General features: G+C 74.9%; 2 protein-coding genes. Both read right to left on the reverse strand.

All coding sequences use genetic code 11. The features are described from left to right. Positions 1 to 3 precede the first annotated feature (3 nt). Positions 4 to 11403, reverse strand: coding sequence for a type I polyketide synthase (locus tag HW837_RS49185; protein ID WP_237270579.1), 11400 nt, complete (start codon positions 11401 to 11403; stop codon positions 4 to 6). Next, a complete protein-coding gene (locus HW837_RS39985; RefSeq protein ID WP_193381725.1) occupies positions 11400 to 20519 on the reverse strand; it encodes a type I polyketide synthase in 9120 nt (3039 codons plus the stop codon). The genes HW837_RS49185 and HW837_RS39985 overlap by 4 nt, the downstream gene beginning before the upstream one ends. Positions 20520 to 20544: the final 25 nt, after the last annotated feature.

Here is a 20544-nt window from a genome sequence, read left to right on the forward strand (position 1 = left end):
GGTTCAGGTGAGGTCGCCGAACTCGCTGTCGATGAAGGCGAGGACCTCGTCGGCGGTGGCCTCGCGGAGGGTCTCGTCGCCGTCGGCGGGGCCGGCCGGCGTGGCCGCGGGGGTTTCCAGGAGGCGCAGGATCCGGCGGAGCCGTTCGGTCACCTCGGTGTGGGCGGGGTCGTCGGCGGTCAGGGCCTCGGCGCTGGTCTCCAGCCGGTCGAGGTCGCGGCGCAGCCGTTCCCGCGGGCTCGGTGCCGCGGGCAGGAGCCGCAGCAGCAGGTGGTCGGCGAGGGCGGTGGGCGAGGGGTGGTCGAAGACGAGGGTCGCCGGGACGTCCAGTCCGGTGGCCGCCTTGAGCTGGTTGCGGAGTTCGACGGCGGTGAGGGAGTCGAAGCCCTGGTCCTTGAACACCTGGTCGGGGTCGACGTCGTCGGGCCGGGTGTGGCCGAGGACCTGGGCGGTGCGGTCCAGCACGAGGGCGAGGACACGGGCGTGGCGTTCTTCGTCGTGCAGGGCGATGAGGGAGGTCGTCAGGTCGGCGCCGGGCGCGTCCGGTCGCCGTACGGCCGCGCGGCGGGGCGGCGGGCCGAGCAGCGTGGACAGCAGGGCGGGGGTGGGCCGGTCCCCGTGGGCGGCGCGCAGCCGGGGCAGGTCGAGCGGGGCTGCGGTCAGGGCCGGGGTGCGGGCGGTGAGCGCGGCGTCGTACAGGGCGAGGGCCCGTTCGGTGGGGAGTGGGGTGGTGCCGGTGCGCAGGAGTCGTTCCCGGTCGCGGTCGCCGAGGGCGGCGGTCATGCCGCTGGTCTCGTCCCACAGCCCCCAGGCGATGGAGACGGCCGGCAGGCCCTTGGCCGCGCGGCGTTCGGCCAGGGCGTCGAGGTAGGCGTTGGCCGCGCAATAGTTGGCCTGGCCGGCGGCGCCGAAGGTGGCGGAGGCGGAGGAGAACAGGACGAAGGAGGACAGGTCGAGGGCGCGGGTCAGCTCGTCGAGATGGCGGGCGCCGTGGGCCTTGGCGTGCAGGACGCGGTCGAGCCGGTCCGGGGTGAGGGAGGTCAGGACGCCGTCGTCGACGGTGCCGGCGCAGTGCACGACGCCGGTGAGTCGGTGACCGTCGGCCGCGAGGCGGTCCAGGAGCGCGGCCACGGCCGTCCGGTCGCCGATGTCGCAGGAGACGATGTCCGTCTCGGCGCCGACTGCGGCGAGTTCGTCCCGTAGTTCGGCCACGCCGGGGGCCGCGTCGCCCGTGCGTGAGGTCAGCACGAGGCGGCGTACGCCGTGCCCCGCGACCAGGTGGCGCGCCACCCGCGCGCCCAGGGTGCCGGTACCGCCGGTGACGAGGACCGTTCCGTCGGACGAGGGCTCGGGGGCGAGGGTGAGCACGGCCTTGCCGACGATCCGGGCCTGGGCGACAGCCCGGAAGGCCTCGGGCGCACGGTGGATGTCCCAGGTGGTGACGGGCGGCGGGGTCAGGCTGCCGTCGGCGTGGAGCGCGTTCAGTTCGGTGAGCATCTCCCGGATGCGGTCGGGGCCGGCGTCACCGAGATCGAAGGCGCGGTAGTGGACACCGGCGTGGTCGGCGGCGACCTGGTCCGGGTCGCGCGGATCGGTCTTGCCGATCTCGACGAACACGCCGCCGCGCGGCAGCAGTTCGAGGGAGGCGTCGGTGAACTCCCCGGCCAGGCAGTTCAGTACGACGTCCATGCCGGCACGGCCCGTACGGGCGAGGAACCGCTCCCGGAAGCCGGTGTCACGGGAGTCCGCGATGTGCGCGTCGTCCAGCCCGGCGGCGCGCAGCGCCTCCCACTTGGGCCGAGAAGCCGTCGCGTACACCTCGGCGCCCAGGTGGCGGGCGAGTCGCACGGCGGCGGAACCCACCCCGCCCGCCCCCGCGTGGACGAGCACCCGGTCGCCGGGGCCCAGCCCACCGAGGTCGCGCAGTCCGTACCAGGCCGTCAGATACGCCACGGGTGCGGCGGCGGCCCGTGCGAACGTCCAGCCCTCGGGCACGGGGGCGAGCAGCCGTTGGTCGGTGACGGCGACGGGCGCGAAGGCCGCGTCGAGCATGCCCGCCACGCGGTCGCCCGGCGCGAACCGGGTGACACCGGGGCCTGTCTCCAGCACCACTCCGGCACCCTCGATGCCCAGCTCGGCCGCGCCCGGATACATGTCGAGGGCGATCATCGTGTCCCGGAAGTTCAACCCGGCCGCGCGGACGGCGACCCGCACCTCGCCCGGCGCCAGGTCGCGTTCCGCGCCGGGGTGCGGCACCAGGCCCAGGCCGCTGATCGAGCCGCGCCGTACCGAGTCCAGCCGCCACGGGCCGACCGGCGCGCGAAGCACCGCCCCAGCCTCTTTATCCGCCCCTGCTTGTGCCGGGACCAGCCGCCGGCCGTACAGGCGTCCAGCCCGGACGGCCAGGTCGGGCTCCCCGCCGGCCAGGATCTCGGCCAGCGGAAGCGCGCTGTCAAGCCCGGCGGCACGCGGGGACGCGCCGTCGTCGTCCACCAGTACGAGGCGCCCCGGGTGTTCGGCCTGGGCCGCGCGCACCAGCCCGGCCACGGCGGCCTGGGCGAGGAGGTCGTCGTCCCCCTCGTCCGTCTCGTCGGTCCGTAGGTCCGCCGCGCCGACGGCCGGCTCCGTCACCACGGCGGCCCGCCTGGTCACGACCACGAGCGGAACGGCCGTGTACCGCTCGTCGGTCACCCACCCCTGCAGCATCCGCAGCACACGGGCGGTGACGTCGTCGACCCGGCCGGACGGGCAGTGCGTCACCACGGCGTCGGGAAGGCCCTCGACACGGTCGAAGTCGACGTCCCCGTCCTCGGTCACCGGCAACGGGACCGGCTCGACCGGGGCCGCGTCCGGCGGAAGGGGCAGGGCCGTCCACGCGACACGGAACAGGGCGTCACGGTCTGCGGCGGCGCCCGGCAGCCGTTCGGCCGAGGCCTCGCGCAGGGTCAGTCCCTCGACGGTGACGACCGGCGCACCCTCGACGTCCACCGCGGTCAGCCCCACGGCCCCGTCCGCACCACGCGTCACGCGAACCCGCAGGGCGTCGGCGCCGGTCGCGTGGACCCGTACGCCGTTCCACGCGAACGGCAACCGGGCCGGGGCGCCCGGCGGCAGGTCCACGCCGAGGACGTGCAGGGCCGCGTCGAGCAGGGCGGGGTGCACGGCGAACCGTCCGGCCGCCGCCCGGTCGTCCTCGTCCAGTTCGACCTCGGCGTACAGCGTGCCGTCGTCGGTCCGCAGGGCGGAGCGGAGCCCCTGGAACGACGGCCCGTAGGCGAACCCTGCCTCGACCAGGCCCGGGTAGAAGTCACCGAGCGGGAGCGGGACGACGGAGTCCGAGGGCCAGGAGAGGACGGCGGGGGCAGGATCGCCGGCCGGGGCGATGATCCCCTCGGCGTGCCGGGTCCAGGGCAGTTCGTCATCGGCGTTCCCGCCGGGGGCGACGGGCCGGGAGTGCACGGCGATCGCACGACGCCCCTCCTCGTCCGGCGCGCCGACGACGAGTTGCAGATCGGCCGCCTCCTCGCCGGACAGCGCCAGCGGGGTGGAGAGCGTCAGTTCGGACAGCTGCGGGCAACCGAGGCGCTGTCCGGCCCAGCACGCCATGTCCACATAGGCGGTGCCGGGCAGCAGGACGGTGCCGAGCACCCGGTGGTCCGCGAGCCAGGGCTGTGTCGCGGGCGTGATCCGTCCCGTGGCGATCACCTCCGCGTCGCCGGCCCGGACGAGCCAGGTGCGCAGCAGGGGGTGGTCGGCCGTGCCGAGACCGGCGGCCCGGAGCGCCCCGGCGGGCGCCGCGCCCGCCGTGTCGGGCCAGTAGCGGCGGTGTTGGAAGGCGTAGGTCGGCAGGTCCACCCGGCGGGCCCCGGTCCCGGCGAACACCGCCCGCCAGTCCACGGCCACCCCGTGCGCCCACATCTCCGCCAGCGCGGCCGACAGCGCCACCGCCTCGTGCCGGTCCCGGCGCAGGGCGGCGACGCCCACCACGCCGGGGGCGCTCTGTTGCACCAGGGAGACGAGGGAGCCGTCGGGGCCGATCTCCAGCACCGTGCCGATGTCCTGGGCCCGCAGAGCGCGCACCCCGTCCGCGAACCGCACCGTCGCCCGGACATGCCGCACCCAGTACTCCGGGGTCGACAACTCCTCCCCCGCCACCTCACCCGACACGTTCGACACGACCGGCACGGACGCCTCGTGGAACCTCACCCCCGCCAGCACCCCGGCGAAGTCCTCCAACATCGGCTCCATCAACACCGAGTGGAAGGCATGACTCACCGCCAGCCGCTTCACCCGCCGACCATCCGCCGCCAACCGCTCGACAACCTCGCGCATGGTGTCCTCCGCCCCCGACAGCACCAACGACGACGCACCATTCACCGCCGCCACACAGACACCGTCGGGCACCTCAGACTCACGCGCCTCCACCACCCACATCACCCCACCCGACGGCAACCCCTGCATCAACCGACCACGCGCCGCCACCACCCGACACGCATCCCCCAACGACCACACACCCGCCACATGAGCCGCCACCAACTCCCCCAGCGAATGCCCCATCACCACATCCGCCCGCACCCCCCACGACTCCAGCAACCGAAACAGCGCCACCTCCACCGCGAACAACGCCGGCTGCGCCCACCCCGTCGACTCCAACTCCTCCGCCAGACCGTCGAAGACGACCTCCCTCAAGGCGTCCGGCAACAACCCCTCGAACCCCGCGCACACCTCCTCGAACGCCGCCGCGAACACCGGGTACGCCTCGTACAGGTCACGCCCCATACCGACCCGCTGCGCCCCCTGACCCGAGAACACCACCGCCAGGCTGTTCGCGGCGCCGCCGCCCGAGCCGCGTACGAGCCCGGGGTACGGCCGGTCCTCGGCCAGTGCGTCGAGTGCGGCGCGGAAGGTCTCCTCGTCGGCCGCCGCGACGGCGGCGCGGTGGTCGAGCGTGGCCCGGTGCGCGGCGAGGGTGAGGCCGATGTCGTGCAGGGCGGGGCGCGTCAGGTCGCCGTCCAAGAAGTCACGCAGCTGTACGGCCTGGGCGCGCAGGGCCGCTGTGCTCCGGGCCGACAGCACCAGGGGCACGGCGGGCGAAGGATGACGGAACGGATGACGGACCGGCAGGTCGTGCCCCGCCCCGATCTCATCGCCCTGCTCCAGGATCAGATGGGCGTTGGTGCCGCTGACGCCGAACGAGGAGACGCCGGCCCGGCGTGGACGGTCCGACTCGGGCCAGGGCAGGTTCTCGGTGAGCAGCCGCACCGCGCCCGCCGACCAGTCCACGTGCCGGGTCGGCTCGTCGACGTGCAGTGTCTTCGGCAGCACACCGTGCCGCAGCGCGAGCACCGTCTTGATGACCCCCGCGAGACCGGCAGCGGCCTGGACGTGGCCGATGTTCGACTTCAACGACCCCAGATACAGCGGCCGTTCACGGTCCTGGCCGTACGCCGCCAACAGGGCCTGCGCCTCGATCGGATCGCCCAGTCGCGTCCCGGTGCCGTGTGCCTCGACCGCGTCCACGTCCGACGAAGCCAGCCCCGCGACCGCCAACGCGTCCCGGATGACCCGCTGTTGGGACGGCCCGTTCGGCGCCGTCAGACCATTCGACGCACCGTCCTGATTCACCGCCGAACCCCGCACCACAGCCCACACCGGATGACCATTGCGGCGGGCGTCCGACAGTCTCTCCACCACCACCATGCCGACGCCCTCGCCCCAGCCCGTTCCGTCGGCCGCGTCCGCGAAGGCCTTGCAGCGGCCGTCGGGGGCGAGGCCGCCCTGCCGGGCGAAGGCCTCGTACGCGCCGGTGGTGGCCATCACGGCGGCGCCGCCCACCAGGGCGAGGGCGCACTCGCCGTCGCGCAGGGCCCGGACGGCGTGGTGGAGGGCGACCAGGGAGGAGGAGCAGGCCGTGTCGACGGTGACCGCCGGGCCCTCCAGGCCGAGGGTGTAGGCGACCCGGCCGGAGAGCACGCTGCCGGCCGAGCCGGTCAGGGCGTAGTCCTTGCCCTCCTCGGTGGTGGCGGCCAGGGTCGCGTAGTCGAAGTGCCCGGCTCCGACGAAGACTCCGGTACGGCTGCCCCGCAGCGACAGCGGGTCGATGCCGGCTCGTTCGAGGGCCTCCCACGCAACCTCCAGCAGCAGCCGCTGCTGGGGGTCCATCGCCAGGGCCTCGCGGGGTGAGATGCCGAAGAAGGCGGCGTCGAAGCCCGCGAGGTCGTCGAGGAAGCCGCCCTCGCCGGGGAGGGCGTGGCCGTCGCCGAGTCCGGCGGTGTGCCAGCCCCGGTCGGCGGGAAAGGGGGTGATGCCGTCGCGGCCCTCGACGACCAGGCGCCACAGGTCCTCGGGCGACGTGACCCCGCCGGGCAGGCGGCAGGACAGGGCGACGACGGCGACGGGGTCCTCGACGAGCGTCGCTGTGCGGGCGGATCCGGGTGCGAGGACGGGTGCGTGCGGCTGTGCCGGTGTCGGTGTCGGTGTCGGTGCCCACGCGGGTATCAGCAGGGTGCGCAGTTCGGCGACCACGGCGGTGGGGGTGGGGTGGTCGAAGGCGAGGGTGCCGGGCAGGGTCAGGCCGGTGGCGGTGGTGAGCCGGTTGCGCAGGTCCACGGCGGTCACCGAGTCCAGGCCGAGGTCACGGAAGGTGGCGGTGGGGGCGACCTCGCTCGCGTCGGTGTGGCCTAGGGCCGTGGCCGCGCAGGAGCGGACGAGGTCCAGCAGGCGCCGGTCGCGTTCACGGTCGGTGAGGCCGGCGAGGACCTCCGCGAGCGCGGGGGTTTCGGCGGCGCGGGCTTCGTCGGGTGCGGGTCCGGTGGACGGGGGCGCGTCGGCGGCTTCCGGGATGTCGTCGAGGAGGGTACGGCGGCGGGAGAGACGGAACCCGGTGGCGAAGGCCCGCCAGTCCATGTCGGTGACCGTCACCGCGGTCTCGTCGTCGCCGACGGCGCCGAGCAGCGCGTCGACGGCCGTGTCCGGGTCCATGGCCCGTACGCCGATCCGCTCGAAGACGCGCTGGATGCGGGCGTCGACCATCCCGCCGCCGCCCCAACTGCCCCACGCCACAGAGGTGGCGGCCAGACCACGTGCCCGGCGGCGGGCCGCGAGGGCGTCGAGGTGGGCGTTGGCGGCGGCGTACGCGGCCTGGCGGGCACCGCCCCAGACGGCGGCGCCGGAGGAGAAGAGGACGAACGCGTCGAGCGCGCGGTCGGCGAGGATGTCGTCCAGGTGGCGGGCGCCGCTCACCTTGCCGTCCGCCATCGCGGCGAGGTCGGCGGACGTGGTGGTGTCGAGGCGGCCGAGCGCGCTGACGCCTGCGGCGTGCACGACGGCGGTGAGAGGGTGTTCGGCGGGGATCGCGTCGAGCACGGCGGCCAGTGCGTCCCGGTCGGCCACGTCGCAGGCGGCGAGTGTCACGCGGGTGCCCAAGGCCCTTAGTTCCTCGGCCAGTTCGGCGGCACCCGGGGCCTCGGCGCCCCGGCGGCCGGTCAGGACGAGGTGGTCGGCGCCGTCCCTGGCCAGGCGGCGGGCGACATGGCCGCCGAGGGCGCCCGTTCCGCCGGTGATCAGGACCGTGCCGCGGGGCCGCCACTTCCGGGCGGGGGTCTCGGTGCGACGCGGGGCGCGGACGAGGCGTCGGACGCGGGGGCCCGCCGCACGCAGCGCCCACTCCTGTTCGTCGCCGGGAGCGGCCAGGACCGCGCAGAGGGCGCGGGCCACCGTCTCGTCGAGTCGCCTCGGCAGGTCGACGAGGCCGCCCCAGACGCCGGGCGCCTCCAGCCCCACGACCCGGCCGAGCCCCCAGATCTGGGCCTGCTCCGGAACCGGCCCGTCCTCGGCGTCGCCGAGCGTCTCTGCGGCCGGGGACGCGAGGTCGGAGCCGGTGGTGACGGCGCCGTGGGTGAGGCACCACAGCGGAGCGGACCCGCCGAGGTCCAGAAGCGCCTGAGCGGCCGTCAGGGTGGCGGCGACCCCTACGGGGACAGCGGGGTGGCCGGGGTGCGGACGTACGTCGGTGCCGAGCAGCGAGACGACTCCGGCGGCCGGGCCGTGCCGCCGCAACAGCCCGGCCAGTTCCTCACGGCCGGTGCCCGCACCGACCGCGATCCGGTCGACGCGCTCGGCCCCGTGCGCGATCAGCGCGTCCGCCACCCAGTCGGCCGGGCCGGAGCCGGGAGCCGTCGCGCGGACGGAGGTCGCGCGGACGTCCGTGGCATCGGCGTCCCCGGCACCGGCACCGGCGCCGCCGGACGACTCCGCGCCGTTGCCGAAGTCCGCGCCTCTCGCCCTCTCTTCCTCTTCCGGCACCAGCAGCACCCAGTCGCCCGTGAGCCGGGGAGCCGCCGGTTCGGGGACTGGCTTCCAGGTGACTTCGTAACGGCAGCGGGCGATGGTGGCGGTGCGGCGGGAGTCGGCTCGCCAGGCGGCCAGGGCGTGCACGGTGGCGGTGAGGGAGTCGTCGGGTCGTATGCCCAGCCGCGCGGCCACATCGGCCGCGTCGTCCCTGTCGACGGCTTCCCACAGGGCCGCCGTCGCGGGATCGTCCGGGTGGTCGGCCGTCGCGGGCCTGTTCAGCCAGTGCCGGGAGCGCTGGAAGGCGTAGGTGGGCAACTCCACGCGGCGCGCGCCGGTACCGACGAGCAGCGCCGTCCAGTCGACGGGGGCTCCGTGCACGTACGCCTCGGCGAGCGCCTCGACGAACCGTTCGGCCCGGCCGCCCCTTCCCCGGCGGAGGGTGCCGAGCACGGTGGCCTCCCGGCGGGTGGCGTCCAGGGTGCCCTGGACGGGGCCGACGAGCACCGGGTGCGGGCTGACCTCGATGAACAGGGTGTGTCCGTCGTCGAGCGCGGCGCGGGTGGCCTCCTCGAACCTGACGGTGCGGCGCAGACTGCGGTACCAGTAGCCGGCGTCGAGTGCCGTGGTGTCCAGTCGGCCGCCGGTCAGCGGTGAGTAGAAGGCGACATGACCGGCGCGAGGGCGTACGGGGGCGAGGAGACCGGTGATCCGGTCCTCCAGCATGGCGACGAGGGGCGAGTGGGAGGCGTAGTCGATGTTGACGCGGTGGGCGCGTACGCCGTCGTGGGCGCAGGCGGCCTCCAGGGCGTCCAGGTCCGCCGTGTCGCCGGTGACGACGGTCGACGCCGGTCCGTTGACGGCCCCTATGTCGAGCCGGCCGGAGAAGGGGGCCAGCCGGGCGCGTACGGTGTCGGCCGGTTCGGCGACGGTGAGCATGCCGCCGCGCACCGGTAGTTCGGTCAGCGACCGGGAGCGCAGGGCGACGACGCGGGCCCCGTCGTCGAGGGTGAGCGCACCGGCGACGACCGCGGCGGCGATCTCGCCCTGGGAGTGGCCGAGGACGGCGTCGGGCCGTACTCCGCACGCGGTCCAGAGTTCGGCGAGGGACACCATGACCGCCCAGAGCACGGGCTGCACCACATCCACACGGGTCAGCGCCTCGGCGGCGTCCGGGGCGCGCAGCACGTCGGTGAGCCGCCAGTCGGTGAACGGCGCGAGAGCGGTCTCGCACTCGGCCATACGGCGGGCGAACACCGGTGAGGCGTCCAGCAGCTCGACCGCCATGCCCGCCCACTGGGAGCCCTGGCCTGGAAAGACGAACACGGTGCGCGCGGGCTCGGGAGCCGCGTGGTGCCCGCGTACGAGGCCCTGCGGCGTGGCCCGGTCGGCGGCCCGCGCCAGCAGGGCGAGCAGACCGTCGCGGTCGGGTGCGAGGGCGACCGTACGGTGTTCCAGGGCCACCCGGGTGGTGGCGAGCGACAGGGCGACGTCGGCCGCGGAGGCGTCGGCCTCGGCGTGGACGGTGGCTGAGGTGCCCGTCGTCAAGTGGCGGTGCAGGGCGCGGGCCTGGTCCTCCAGAGCGGTCCGGGAGCGGGCGGTGAGCGGCCAGGGCAGCAGGGGCGGCGCGGTGAACGGGGCCGTGGCGAGGTCGGGGCCGGTGGTGCCGGTCGCGACATCGGTGAGATCGGTGGTGGCGGGGCCGCGGTCCGTGGCGGCGGAGCCGGGGTCGGCGGGGGCCTGTTCGAGGATGACGTGGGCGTTGGTGCCGCTGATCCCGAACGACGACACGCCCGCCCGGCGCGGACGGCCCGTCTCCGGCCACGCGCGGGCCTCGGTCAGCAGCCGTACCGTGCCCTCGGACCAGTCGACCTCACGCGTGGGCTCGGCGGCGTGCAGGGTCGGCGGCAGGACGCCGTGCCGCATCGCGAGCAACGTCTTGACGACACCGGCGGCGCCGGCGGCTGCCTGGGTGTGGCCGATGTTCGACTTCAGCGAGCCCAGCCACAGCGGCCGGTCCGCCGGGCGGTCGGCGCCGTACACGGCGAGCAGGGCCTCCGCCTCGATGGGGTCGCCGAGTCGCGTGCCGGTGCCGTGCGCCTCCACGGCGTCGATGTCGGCGGCGGTGAGCCCGGCGTCGGCGAGCGCCGCCCGGATGACGCGCTCCTGCGCGGGCCCGCTGGGCGCGCTGAGGCCGTTGGAGGCACCGTCCTGGTTCACCGCCGTGCCCCTGACCACCGCGAGGACGGGGTGGCCGTTGCGGCGGGCGTCGGAGAGCCGCTCGACGAGGAGCAGGACGGCGCCCTCGGACCAGCCGGTGCCGTCGGCTCCGGCCCCGAACGCCTTGCACCGGCCGTCCGCCGCGAGGCCGCCCTGTCGTTCGAAGCTGAGGAACGTACCGGGTGTCGGCAGCACGCACACACCGCCGGCCAGCGCCAGGTCGCAGTCGCCGCGCCGCAGCGCCTGGGCGGCCAGGTGCAGGGCGACCAGCGAGGACGAGCAGGCGGTGTCCACGGTGACCGCCGGCCCCTCGAAGTCGAAGGTGTAGGCGATCCGGCCGGAGGCCACGCTCGCGGTGGTGCCGGTCAGTACATGCCCACCCGTGTCGTCGGACGCCTCGTCCAGACGGGGCCCGTACTCCTGGGCGACCAGCCCCGCGAAGACTCCCGTCCGCCGGGAGTCGGGCGAGCGGGGGGCGATCCCGGCGCGTTCGAAGGCCTCCCACGCGGTCTCCAGGAGCAGCCGCTGCTGTGGGTCCATGGCGGCGGCCTCACGCGGTGAGATACCGAAGAAGGCGGCGTCGAAACCCGCCACGTCCGGCAGGAAGCCACCGGGATAGGTGACGTCCCACCCCCGCTCGGCCGGAACCCGGTCGATGGCGTCCCGGCCCTCGGCCACCAGCTCCCACAACCGCTGCGGCGAGTCCGCGCCACCCGGCAGCCTGCAGCCGACTCCGACGATCGCGATCGGCTCGCGCGCGCTGTCCTCGGCCCGGCGCAACCGCCCCCGGGTGTCGTGGAGTTCGGCGGTGACCCGCTTGAGGTATTCGACCAGCTTCTCGGATTCCACCGCCGACGATGCCTCTGCCGACGCCGCTGCCGCCATGTCCGTCATTCCCCGTGCTCCTGCCGGTCGGTGCCGAGTTCCCGGTCGATGAAGGAGAAGAGATCGTCGACGCTCGCCGTGCTGAGAGCGGCGCGCACGCCACCGCCGTCCCCGGCGTCGGCCGAGTCGCTCGCGCCATACGCGCTGTCGGCGCCGTGCGTGCCGTTGGCGTTCGTCCGCGACGTGCGTCCGTCGGCCGGTGACGGTGTGCCGGTGGTACCGGTCGTCGTCGGCGCGGTGACGGGATGGGGAGCGTCGCACCGGGCGAGCAGGACGCGCAGTCGGTCGGCCGCGTGCCGCAGTTCCGCGGGTTCGACGGGCGCCCCCGTCAGCAGTCGCTCCAGACGGCCGATCCCGTCGCCAAGCATGTCCGCGTCGGCCGGGAGGTCCGGTGGGGCGAGCCGGGTGCGCAGAAAGCGGGCCACGGCCCGGGGCGTGGGCTGGTTGAACAGCAGTCCGGCGGGCATGCGGCGTCCGCACGCGGCGGCCAGCCGGTTGCGGAGTTCGACGCCCATCAGGGAGTCGAACCCCAACTCCTTGAAGGTGCGGGCCGCGTCCACCCGTCGCCCGTCGCGGTGCCCGAGCACGGCCGCGGCGTGCGCGCGGACCTGGTCGAGGAGGGCGGCCTCCTGTTCCGGTGCGGAGCGTCCGGCCTCGACTGTCAGCCGGACGGGCGTCGAGCCGCCGTCGCCCTCCCCCGTCGGCCCCGCGTGCGAGCCGGCGTCGCCCGCGGCGGGATCGCGCCAGGCGCTGCCGGCGAGTTCCCGGTAGAGGGGCGAGGCCTCCCCCGCGTGCGCGCTCCGCCGCACCAGGGGCAGGGACAGGGCAACCGGTAGTCGCAGCGCGGGCCCAGGTCGGCGCAGGGCGGCGTCGAGGAGCGCGAGCCCGTGCTCCGGGTCGAGCGGCAGCAGTCCCGTACGGCGCATCCGCCGCAGGTCGGTCGCGGTGAGGCCCCCGGTCATGCCCGCGCCGGAGGCCCAGGGCCCCCAGGCGAGCGACACGGCGGGCAGCCCCTGGGCACGACGGGCCTGCGCCAGCGCGTCGAGGAAGGCGTTTCCTGCCGCGTAACTGCCCTGCCCTGCGGCCCCGTTGATACCGGAGACGGACGAGAAGAGCACGAAGGCGGCGAGGTCCGCCCCGGCGGTCAGTTCGTGCAGATGCCATGCCGCGTCGACCTTCGGCCGCAGCACCCTGTCGAGCGCCTCGGGGGCGATGGCCTCGACGACTGAGTCGTGGAGGACGCCCGCCGTGTGCACGACGGCTGTCAGGGGGTGCGCGTCGGGGATCCCCGCGAGAACGGCGGCGAGCTCGTCCCGGTCGGCCACGTCACAGGCGGCGACCGTGACCCGCACGTCCGTGCCGAGCGCCGCGACGGCTTCGTCGACGTCGGGGGCTCCGGCACCCCGACGGCTGACCAGCAGCAGGTGCCGCACACCGTGCCGGGCCACCAGGTGCCGGGCCACCAGACGCCCCAGGGCCCCCGTCCCGCCAGTGACGAGAACGGTGCCGTCGGGGTCGAGCGCCGAGGCATTGCCTCCGGCGAACTTGCCCGCCTCCGCGACACGTTCGGACGGGGTGGCGGCCTTTTTAGCCTCCCTCGCCACTGAGGCGCCGGAGGGGCTGGAGAGACTGGAGGGGCCGGGGGAGACAGCCCACGCCGGCGGGCGGACCACGCGGGGTGCGTGGAGGCGGCCGGCCCGGATCGCGACCTGGGGTTCGCCGCAGGCGACCGCTGCGGGGAGGGCCGCCGCGGACGCCGGGTCCTCGTCCAGGTCGATGAGCAGGAAGCGACCGGGGTGTTCGCTCTGCGCCGAGCGGAACAGGCCCCACACGGGCGCCGCACCGGGCTCGCACGGTCCGTCGTCGGCCGCGACCGCCCGCCGGGTGACGACCACCAGCCGCGTGTCGGCGAGGCGCTCCTCGGCTGCCCAGGCCTGCGCCAGCCGAACCGCTCGGTGCGCTGCGGCGTGGGCGACGGTGGCCGGGTCGGGAGTGGTGGCCCCGGGGAGACCCGAGGCCACGTCGTCGGGACCGGTGCCGCAGCAGGCGACGACCAGATCCGGCGGCGGCCCCGCCGCCAGGAGGGAGGCGAGGTCCCGATGGAGTTCGGCACCCGGCAGGGCTTCGGGCGGGAGAGTCGAGGAGTCGCCGAGCAGGGCCCAGCTGGCGGACGGGATTGCCGGGGGCTGTTCGACGGGGCGCCAGGCCAGTTCGTACGGCGCGGCATCGGCGTAGGGGACCCCACTCGCCGAGATGGAGGTGGGCAGCGGGCGCGAGGTGAGGGCTCCGATGACGGCGACCGGACGCCCGGCGAGGTCGGTGATCCGGACGGCGACGCCGGCTCGTACTTCTACGCCTACTCCGCCTCCTACTCCGGCTTCGGCAGCTTGGCCGTCCGGGAGCACGCGATCGTCGCCGCCGTAGCCATGGTCCGCGCCAAGGGAGGTGATCCGGGCCCGTAGCCGACCGGTCGCGGTGCCCGGCACGCTGACGTCGCGGAAGGTCGCCCCGTACCACTTTCCGTCGCCCTCGGCCCGGGCGAGCCGCAAGGCATGCAGTACGCCCTCCAGCAACGCCGGGTGCAGACCGAAGGCGTCCCCCTCAGCGCTGTCTGTGCTGTCCGTGCTGTCGGCGTCCGGTACGACCAGTTCGGCCCAGAGTTCGCCGCCCCGCCGCCACACCGCGCGCAGTGCGGCGAGACCAGGCCCGTACGTGACCTCGATCTCGGCGCCGTGTCCGTCGGCGACCGATCCCACCTCGATCGGCTCGGCACCCTTCGGCGGCCACTCCCCCACTCCACCGGCGCCGGGCAAGGCTGCCTCCCCGGCGCGGTCGAGGGGAAGGGCGGCAGGGGGGATCGCGGGAGCCAGGGCCCCCTCCGCGTGCCGGACCCAGCCGCTGTCACGGCCCTCGGGGCGGGCGTGCACGGTCACGGGGCGGTGGCCGTGCACGCCGTTCCGGGGGCCTACCGTGACCTGTAGCTCCAGCGCGCCCCGCGCCGGAAGCACCAGCGGTTGTACGGGCCGGAGTTCGGCGACCTGCCCGGAGCCGGTCTCGCGCGCGGCGACGACGGCGAGGTCCAGGAGAACGGGGTCGGGCACGGCCACCCTGCCGTCGATCACACGGTCGGCGAGCCATGGACGGGTGGCCGGGGAGAGCCTGCCGGTCAGCGAGGTGTGCCCGGTCTCCGCGAGGGTGAGGGCGGCGGAGAGCAGCGGGTGGCCGAGCGGCGTCGTACCGGCAGCGGCGGTGGCCTGCGCCGCTGTGGGGGCCAGCCAGTAGCGGCGGCGCTGGAAGGCGTACGTCGGCAGGGCCTCGCACGGAGCGGGCGGGTGCCCCTCGAAAACGGCCGACCAGTCGGGGGTGTGGCCTGTCACATGCAACCGGGCGACGGCCACCGCCGCGCTCAGCGGCTCCGGCAGGGCCCGGCGCAGCACGGGCACGACCAGCGCGCCGGAGCTTTCCGCCGCAGCCCGCGTCCCTTCGCGCCGCTCGGCCCCGCCCAGTTGCTCGCCGCCCTCCGCCAAGCACTCCCGCACCATCGCGCTGAGCACCGCGTCCGGCCCCAGTTCGACGTACCGCGTCGTTCCCAGGGCCCTCAGCCGGCGCACACCGTCGTGGAAGCGGACCGTCTGGCGCGCATGGCGGACCCAGTAGAGAGGCGAGCACAGTTCCTCGTGCGAGGCGGGCTCTCCCGTGACGTCGCTGATCACGGAGAGGGTCGGCGGGTGGTACGTGACCGAGCGGGCCACCTCGTCGAAGTCGGCCAGCATCGCGTCCATGTGGGGCGAGTGGAACGCGTGGGAGACCCGCAGCACGCGCGTCCGGCGGCCCCGGCGCTCCCAGTCTCGCACCGTACGCATGACGGCTTCGGTGTCGCCGGAGATCACCACGGCCGTCGGACCGTTCACGGCGGCGAGACCGATCTCGTGGCCGCGTGCGGAGAGATCGGGCAGCATCTCCGCCTCGGTGGCCTCCACCGCGGCCATGGCGCCCGTCGCGGGCAGGGCCTGCATCAGCCGCCCACGGGCCGCGACGAGGCGGCAGGCGTCCGGCAACGACAGCACTCCGGCCACATGGGCCGCCGCGAGCGCGCCGACCGAGTGCCCGAGCAGATGGTCGGGGATGATCCCCCAGTGCTCCATCTGCCGGAAGAGAGCCACTTCGAGGGCGAACAGAGCGGGTTGGGCGTACTCCGTGCGGTCGAGCAGCCCCCTCTCGTCGGCCGGCACCTTCGTCAGGGGCTGCGCGAGGTGGGCGTCCAGGTGGGTCGCCACCTCGTCGACGGCGCTTTGGAACACGGGGTGGGCGGCGGCCAACTCCGAGCCCATGCCGACTCGTTGACTGCCCTGCCCGGTGAAGAGGAACGCGGTCCGTCCCTCGGCCGCCGTCGCCCGGAACGCCGAGGGAGCGTCGGTCCTGGCCGCGAGGGCGTCCAGACCGGCCGTCGCCTCTTCCCGGTCGACGGCCACGACAGCTGCCCGGTACGGCAACGCGGCTCGTGTCACCGCCAACGCGTGCCCGAACGCTCCCACCCCGATCTCCGGCGGCGCCCCGGCGAGCCGCGCCCTCAACCGCCCGGCCTGCGCCCTCAACGCCCCCTCGCTCGCGGCCGACAGCACGAGCGGGAGGGGGGTGGGGGTGGAGGTACGCGCGGAGGGAGAGGTAGGGGCGGGGACGGCAAGAAGGGCAGGGCTCGGGACGCGCTCGGGCGATACTTCGAACGACTCGTACTCGGCACCGGCACCGGCACCGGCACCGGCACCCGAGCCGGTATCAACACCGGAATCGGAATCGGAATCGGAATCGGAATCGGCGGGCGTCTCCCCTTGCTCCAGGACTACATGCGCGTTCGTCCCGCTGATCCCGAACGACGACACGCCCGCCCGCCTGGGGCGGCCCGTCTCCGGCCAAGGCTGGGACTCCGTCAACAGCTCCACCGAGCCCGCCGACCAGTCGACCTCGGGCGAGGGTTCGTCCACATGGAGCGTGCGCGGCAGCACCCCGTGCCGCAGCGCCAGCACCGTCTTGATGACACCGGCCACGCCGGCGGCGGCCTGGGCATGACCGATGTTCGACTTCAACGAGCCGATCCGCAGGGGCCGTTCGCGGTTCTGCCCGTACGTGGCGAGCAGCGCGTGAGCCTCGATCGGGTCGCCGAGCCGGGTGCCCGTCCCGTGGGCCTCCACGGCGTCCACGTCGGACGGCGACAGCCCGGCGCTCGCCAGCGCGTCGCGGATCACCCCTTGCTGGGCGAGCCCGTTGGGCGCGGTGAGACCGTTGGACGCCCCGTCCTGGTTGACGGCCGAACCCCGCAGCACGGCGAGGACACGGTGGCCGTCGCGGCGGGCGTCGGAAAGCCGTTCGACGACGAGTACGCCGACCCCTTCCGACCAGCCGGTCCCGTCGGCCGCCGCCCCGAACGCCTTGCACCGGCCGTCACCCGCCAACCCGCCCTGCCGTCCGAACTCAGCGAACAGACCGGGGGTGGCCATCACCGCCACCCCCGCCGCGAGCGCCATCGAGCACTCCCCCCGCCGCAGGGACTCGGCGGCGAGATGGAGGGCGACCAGCGAGGACGAGCAGGCCGTGTCCACGGTGACGGCCGGTCCCTCACACCCGAAGACGTAGGACAGTCGGCCCGAGAGCACGCCGGCCGTGTTCCCGGTCAGCAGGTGGCCGCGCAGGTCGTCGGGGGCGTCGTGGAGCCGTGGGCCGTACTCCTGGGACATGGCACCGACATAGACGCCGGTACGGGTGGAGCGCAGGGACGAGGGGGCGATGCCCGCCCGTTCCACCGCCTCCCACGCCGTCTCCAGGAGCAGCCGCTGCTGGGGGTCCATCGCCAAGGCCTCACGCGGCGCGATACCGAAGAGGTCGGCGTCGAAGTCGGCGGCGTCCTCGATGAAGCCGCCCCGGTGTCCCTCGTCGTCCCAGCCGCGTTCGGCCGGCGGCGCGGAGATCGCGTCGATCCCCGCCAGCACTGCCCGCCAGAGCTCCTCGGGGCTTCGGATGCCTCCGGGCAGCCGGCACGCCATACCGACGATCGCAATCGGTTCGACGGCGGCGCCCACGCCCGCTGACGAGGCCCCGCCACCGCCACCACCGCTGTCACCGCCATCGAGACCGCCACCGGCTTCGACTTCCTCGGCGCCGAGATACCGGGCGACCGCCCTGGGCGTCGGGTGGTCGAACAGCGCGGTGGTGGGCAGGCGTCGGCCGGTCGCGGCGTTCAGCCGGACGCGCAGTTCCAGGGCCAGGTGGGAGTCGAAGCCGAGGTCCTTGAACGTCAGCCCCGGGTCGACCTCCGCTACGGCTTCATGGCCCAGGACGGCGGCCGCCTCGGCGCGCACGAGGTCCAGCAGGTCACGGCCGCCACTGAGGTCATGCACGCCCCGCACATCGTCGGCCACGCCCGTCGTACCCGTCACGCCGTCAGGACCGAGCCAGTACCTGCGCCGCTGGAAGGGATACGTCGGCAGTTCGAGGGCCGAGCCGGGCCGGTGTCCGGCGAAGGCGGCCGTCCAGTCCACGTGCGTCCCCGTCACGAAGGCCTGGGCCAGCCCGGCGGCGAGCTGCGCGGGGCCGCCGTGGTTGCGGCGCAGCGTGGGGACGACGACCGGAACGGTGTCACCGGTGTGTTCGACGGTCGCGGCCACCGAGGCGGTGAGGAGCGGGTGGGGGCTGATCTCGATGAAGGTGCGGTGGCCGGCCTCGGCCAGCGCGGTGACGGCGGCGGCGAAGGCGACAGGCTCGCGCAGGTTCCGGTACCAGTAGGCACCGTCCAGCCGTGGCCCGTCCTCGCCGAGCGCCACCTCTCCCCTGTCGACGGTGGAGTACAGGGGAACCCGGGCGGGCAGCGGGGTGATGTCCGCGAGGGCGCCGAGGAGTTCGGGACGGATGCCCTCGACGTGGGAGGAGTGCGAGGCGTAGTCCACGGCGACGCGGCGCGCGCGGACGCCGTCGGCGCAGCAGGAGGCAAGCAGGTCCTCCAGCGCGTCGTCGGCGCCGGCCACCACTACCGCGTCGGGGCCGTTGACGGCGGCGAGTTCGATGTGCCCGCCGAGTGTCGCCAGGCGGGCACGGGCACTCTCCTCGGACTCGGGTACGGCCACCATGCCGCCCATGCCCGAGAGTTGGCGGCCGATGAGTTCGGCGCGCCGTACGGCTATGCGTGCGCCGTCCGCGAGGGTGAGCACGCCGGCCACGCAGGCCGCGGCGACCTCGCCCTGCGAGTGCCCGACGACCGCGGCGGGCTCGACCCCGTACGCGCGCCACACCTCGGCGAGGCTCACCATGACGGCCCACAGGACCGGCTGGAGCACCTCGACCCGGTCCAGGCCCGGTGCGCCGGGTGCTTCCCGGAGTACGTCGGTCGGGGACCAGTCGACGCAGGTGGCGAGGGCCTGCTCGCAGCGGGCCCAGGCGGCGGCGAACTCCGGCTGATTGTCGAGGAGTTCCACGGCCATGCCGGACCACTGGGAGCCCTGGCCGGGGAACACGAAGACGGGGCCGGGCCCCGGGGCGGCCGGTGCCCGGCTCGGGGAGGTGACGACGGTGGGGAGCTTTCCGTTCGCCGCGAGTGCGGCGAGGCCGCGAAGTCTGGCGAAGCGGTCGGAGCCGAGCACGACCGCCCGGTGGGGAAAGAGGGTGCGGGTCGTCAGCAGGGCGTGGCCGACCTCGGCGGGCGACGACTCGGGGACGGACTCCAGGAGCTGCCGCGCCTGTTCGGCGAGCGCCTGGGGCGTACGGGCGGACAGCACCCACGGAACATGGGCGTGGCCGCGCTCCCGGGGACCTGAGTCCTCGTCCGCCCCACGACCCGTGCCACGCGACACCTCGGGTTCCGGGTTCCAACTGGACAGCACCACGTGGCAGTTCGTGCCTCCCAGCCCGAACGAGCTGACCCCCGCGACCCGCGGTGAGCCGTCGGTGTCCGGCCAGGGCTCGGTGGTGTGCTGGACGGTCAGGCCCAAGTCGTCCAGGCGGATGCGGGGGTGCGGGTTCTCGTGGTGCAGGGTCGGGACGAGGCGGGCGTCGCGCAGGCACAGCACCGTCTTGAGGAGGCCGGCAATTCCGGCGGCGCCCTCCAGGTGCCCGATGTTGGTCTTGACCGAGCCGACCCTCAGCCGTCGTCCGGCGGGGCGGCCCGCGCCCAGGGCACGGCCGAGCGCGGCGGCCTCCGCGGGGTCGCCCTCGGGGGTGCCGGTGCCGTGGAGTTCGACGTACTGGATGTCGGCGGGGTCGGTGCCGGCCCGCTCGCAGGCGAGCAGCAGCAGTTCGCGCTGGGCGTCGGGATCGGGGACGGTCAGGCCGTCGCCACCACCGTCGTTGTTGACGGCGCTGCCCCGGATGAGGCAGTGGACGCGGTCGCCGTCGGCGAGGGCGCGGGAGAGGGGCTTCAGGAGGACCAGCCCGCCGCCCTCGCCGCGGACGTATCCGTTGGCGCGGGCGTCGAAGGTGTGGCAGCGGCCGTCCGGGGAGAGGGCGCCGAGACGGGCGACGGCGAGGGTGCTCTCGGGGGACAGGATCAGGTTGACGCCGCCGGCGAGGGCCAGCGCGCATTCGCCGCGCCGCAGGCTCTCCACGGCGAGATGGACGGCGACGAGCGAGGAGGACTGCCCGGTGTCGACCGAGAGGCTGGGGCCGCGCAGGCCGAGGGTGTAGGAGATCCGGTTGGCGAGGAGGGAGCGCTGCACGCCGGTGAAACTGTGGGCGGTGACGGCGTCGGGGCCGTGCTGCCCGAGGAGACGGGCGTAGTCGTCGGCGAGGGCGCCGACGAAGACGCCCGTGCGGGTGCCGTGGAGGCCGGCGGGGACGGTTCCGGCGTGTTCCAGGGCCTCCCAGCCGAGTTCCAGCAGGAGGCGCTGTTGGGGGTCCATGGCGGCGGCTTCTCGCGGGGAGATCCCGAAGAAGCCGGCGTCGAACCCGTCCACCCCGCCGAGGAACCCGCCGCGCGCGGTGATCCCCGGGATCTCGGGGACGAGGCCGCGGCGTTCGGCCGGTGCCTCGGTGACGGCGTCGCCGCCGCGGGCGAGCAGGGCCGCGAACTCCGACGGATTCCCGGCCCCCGGCAGTCGGCACGCGATGCCGACGACGGCGATCGCCTGGGACTCACCCAGCATCCGTTTCCCTCCACGTGATCGAGAA

It is taken from the genome of Streptomyces caniscabiei (genome assembly GCF_014930365.1).
Lineage (GTDB): Bacteria > Actinomycetota > Actinomycetes > Streptomycetales > Streptomycetaceae > Streptomyces > Streptomyces caniscabiei.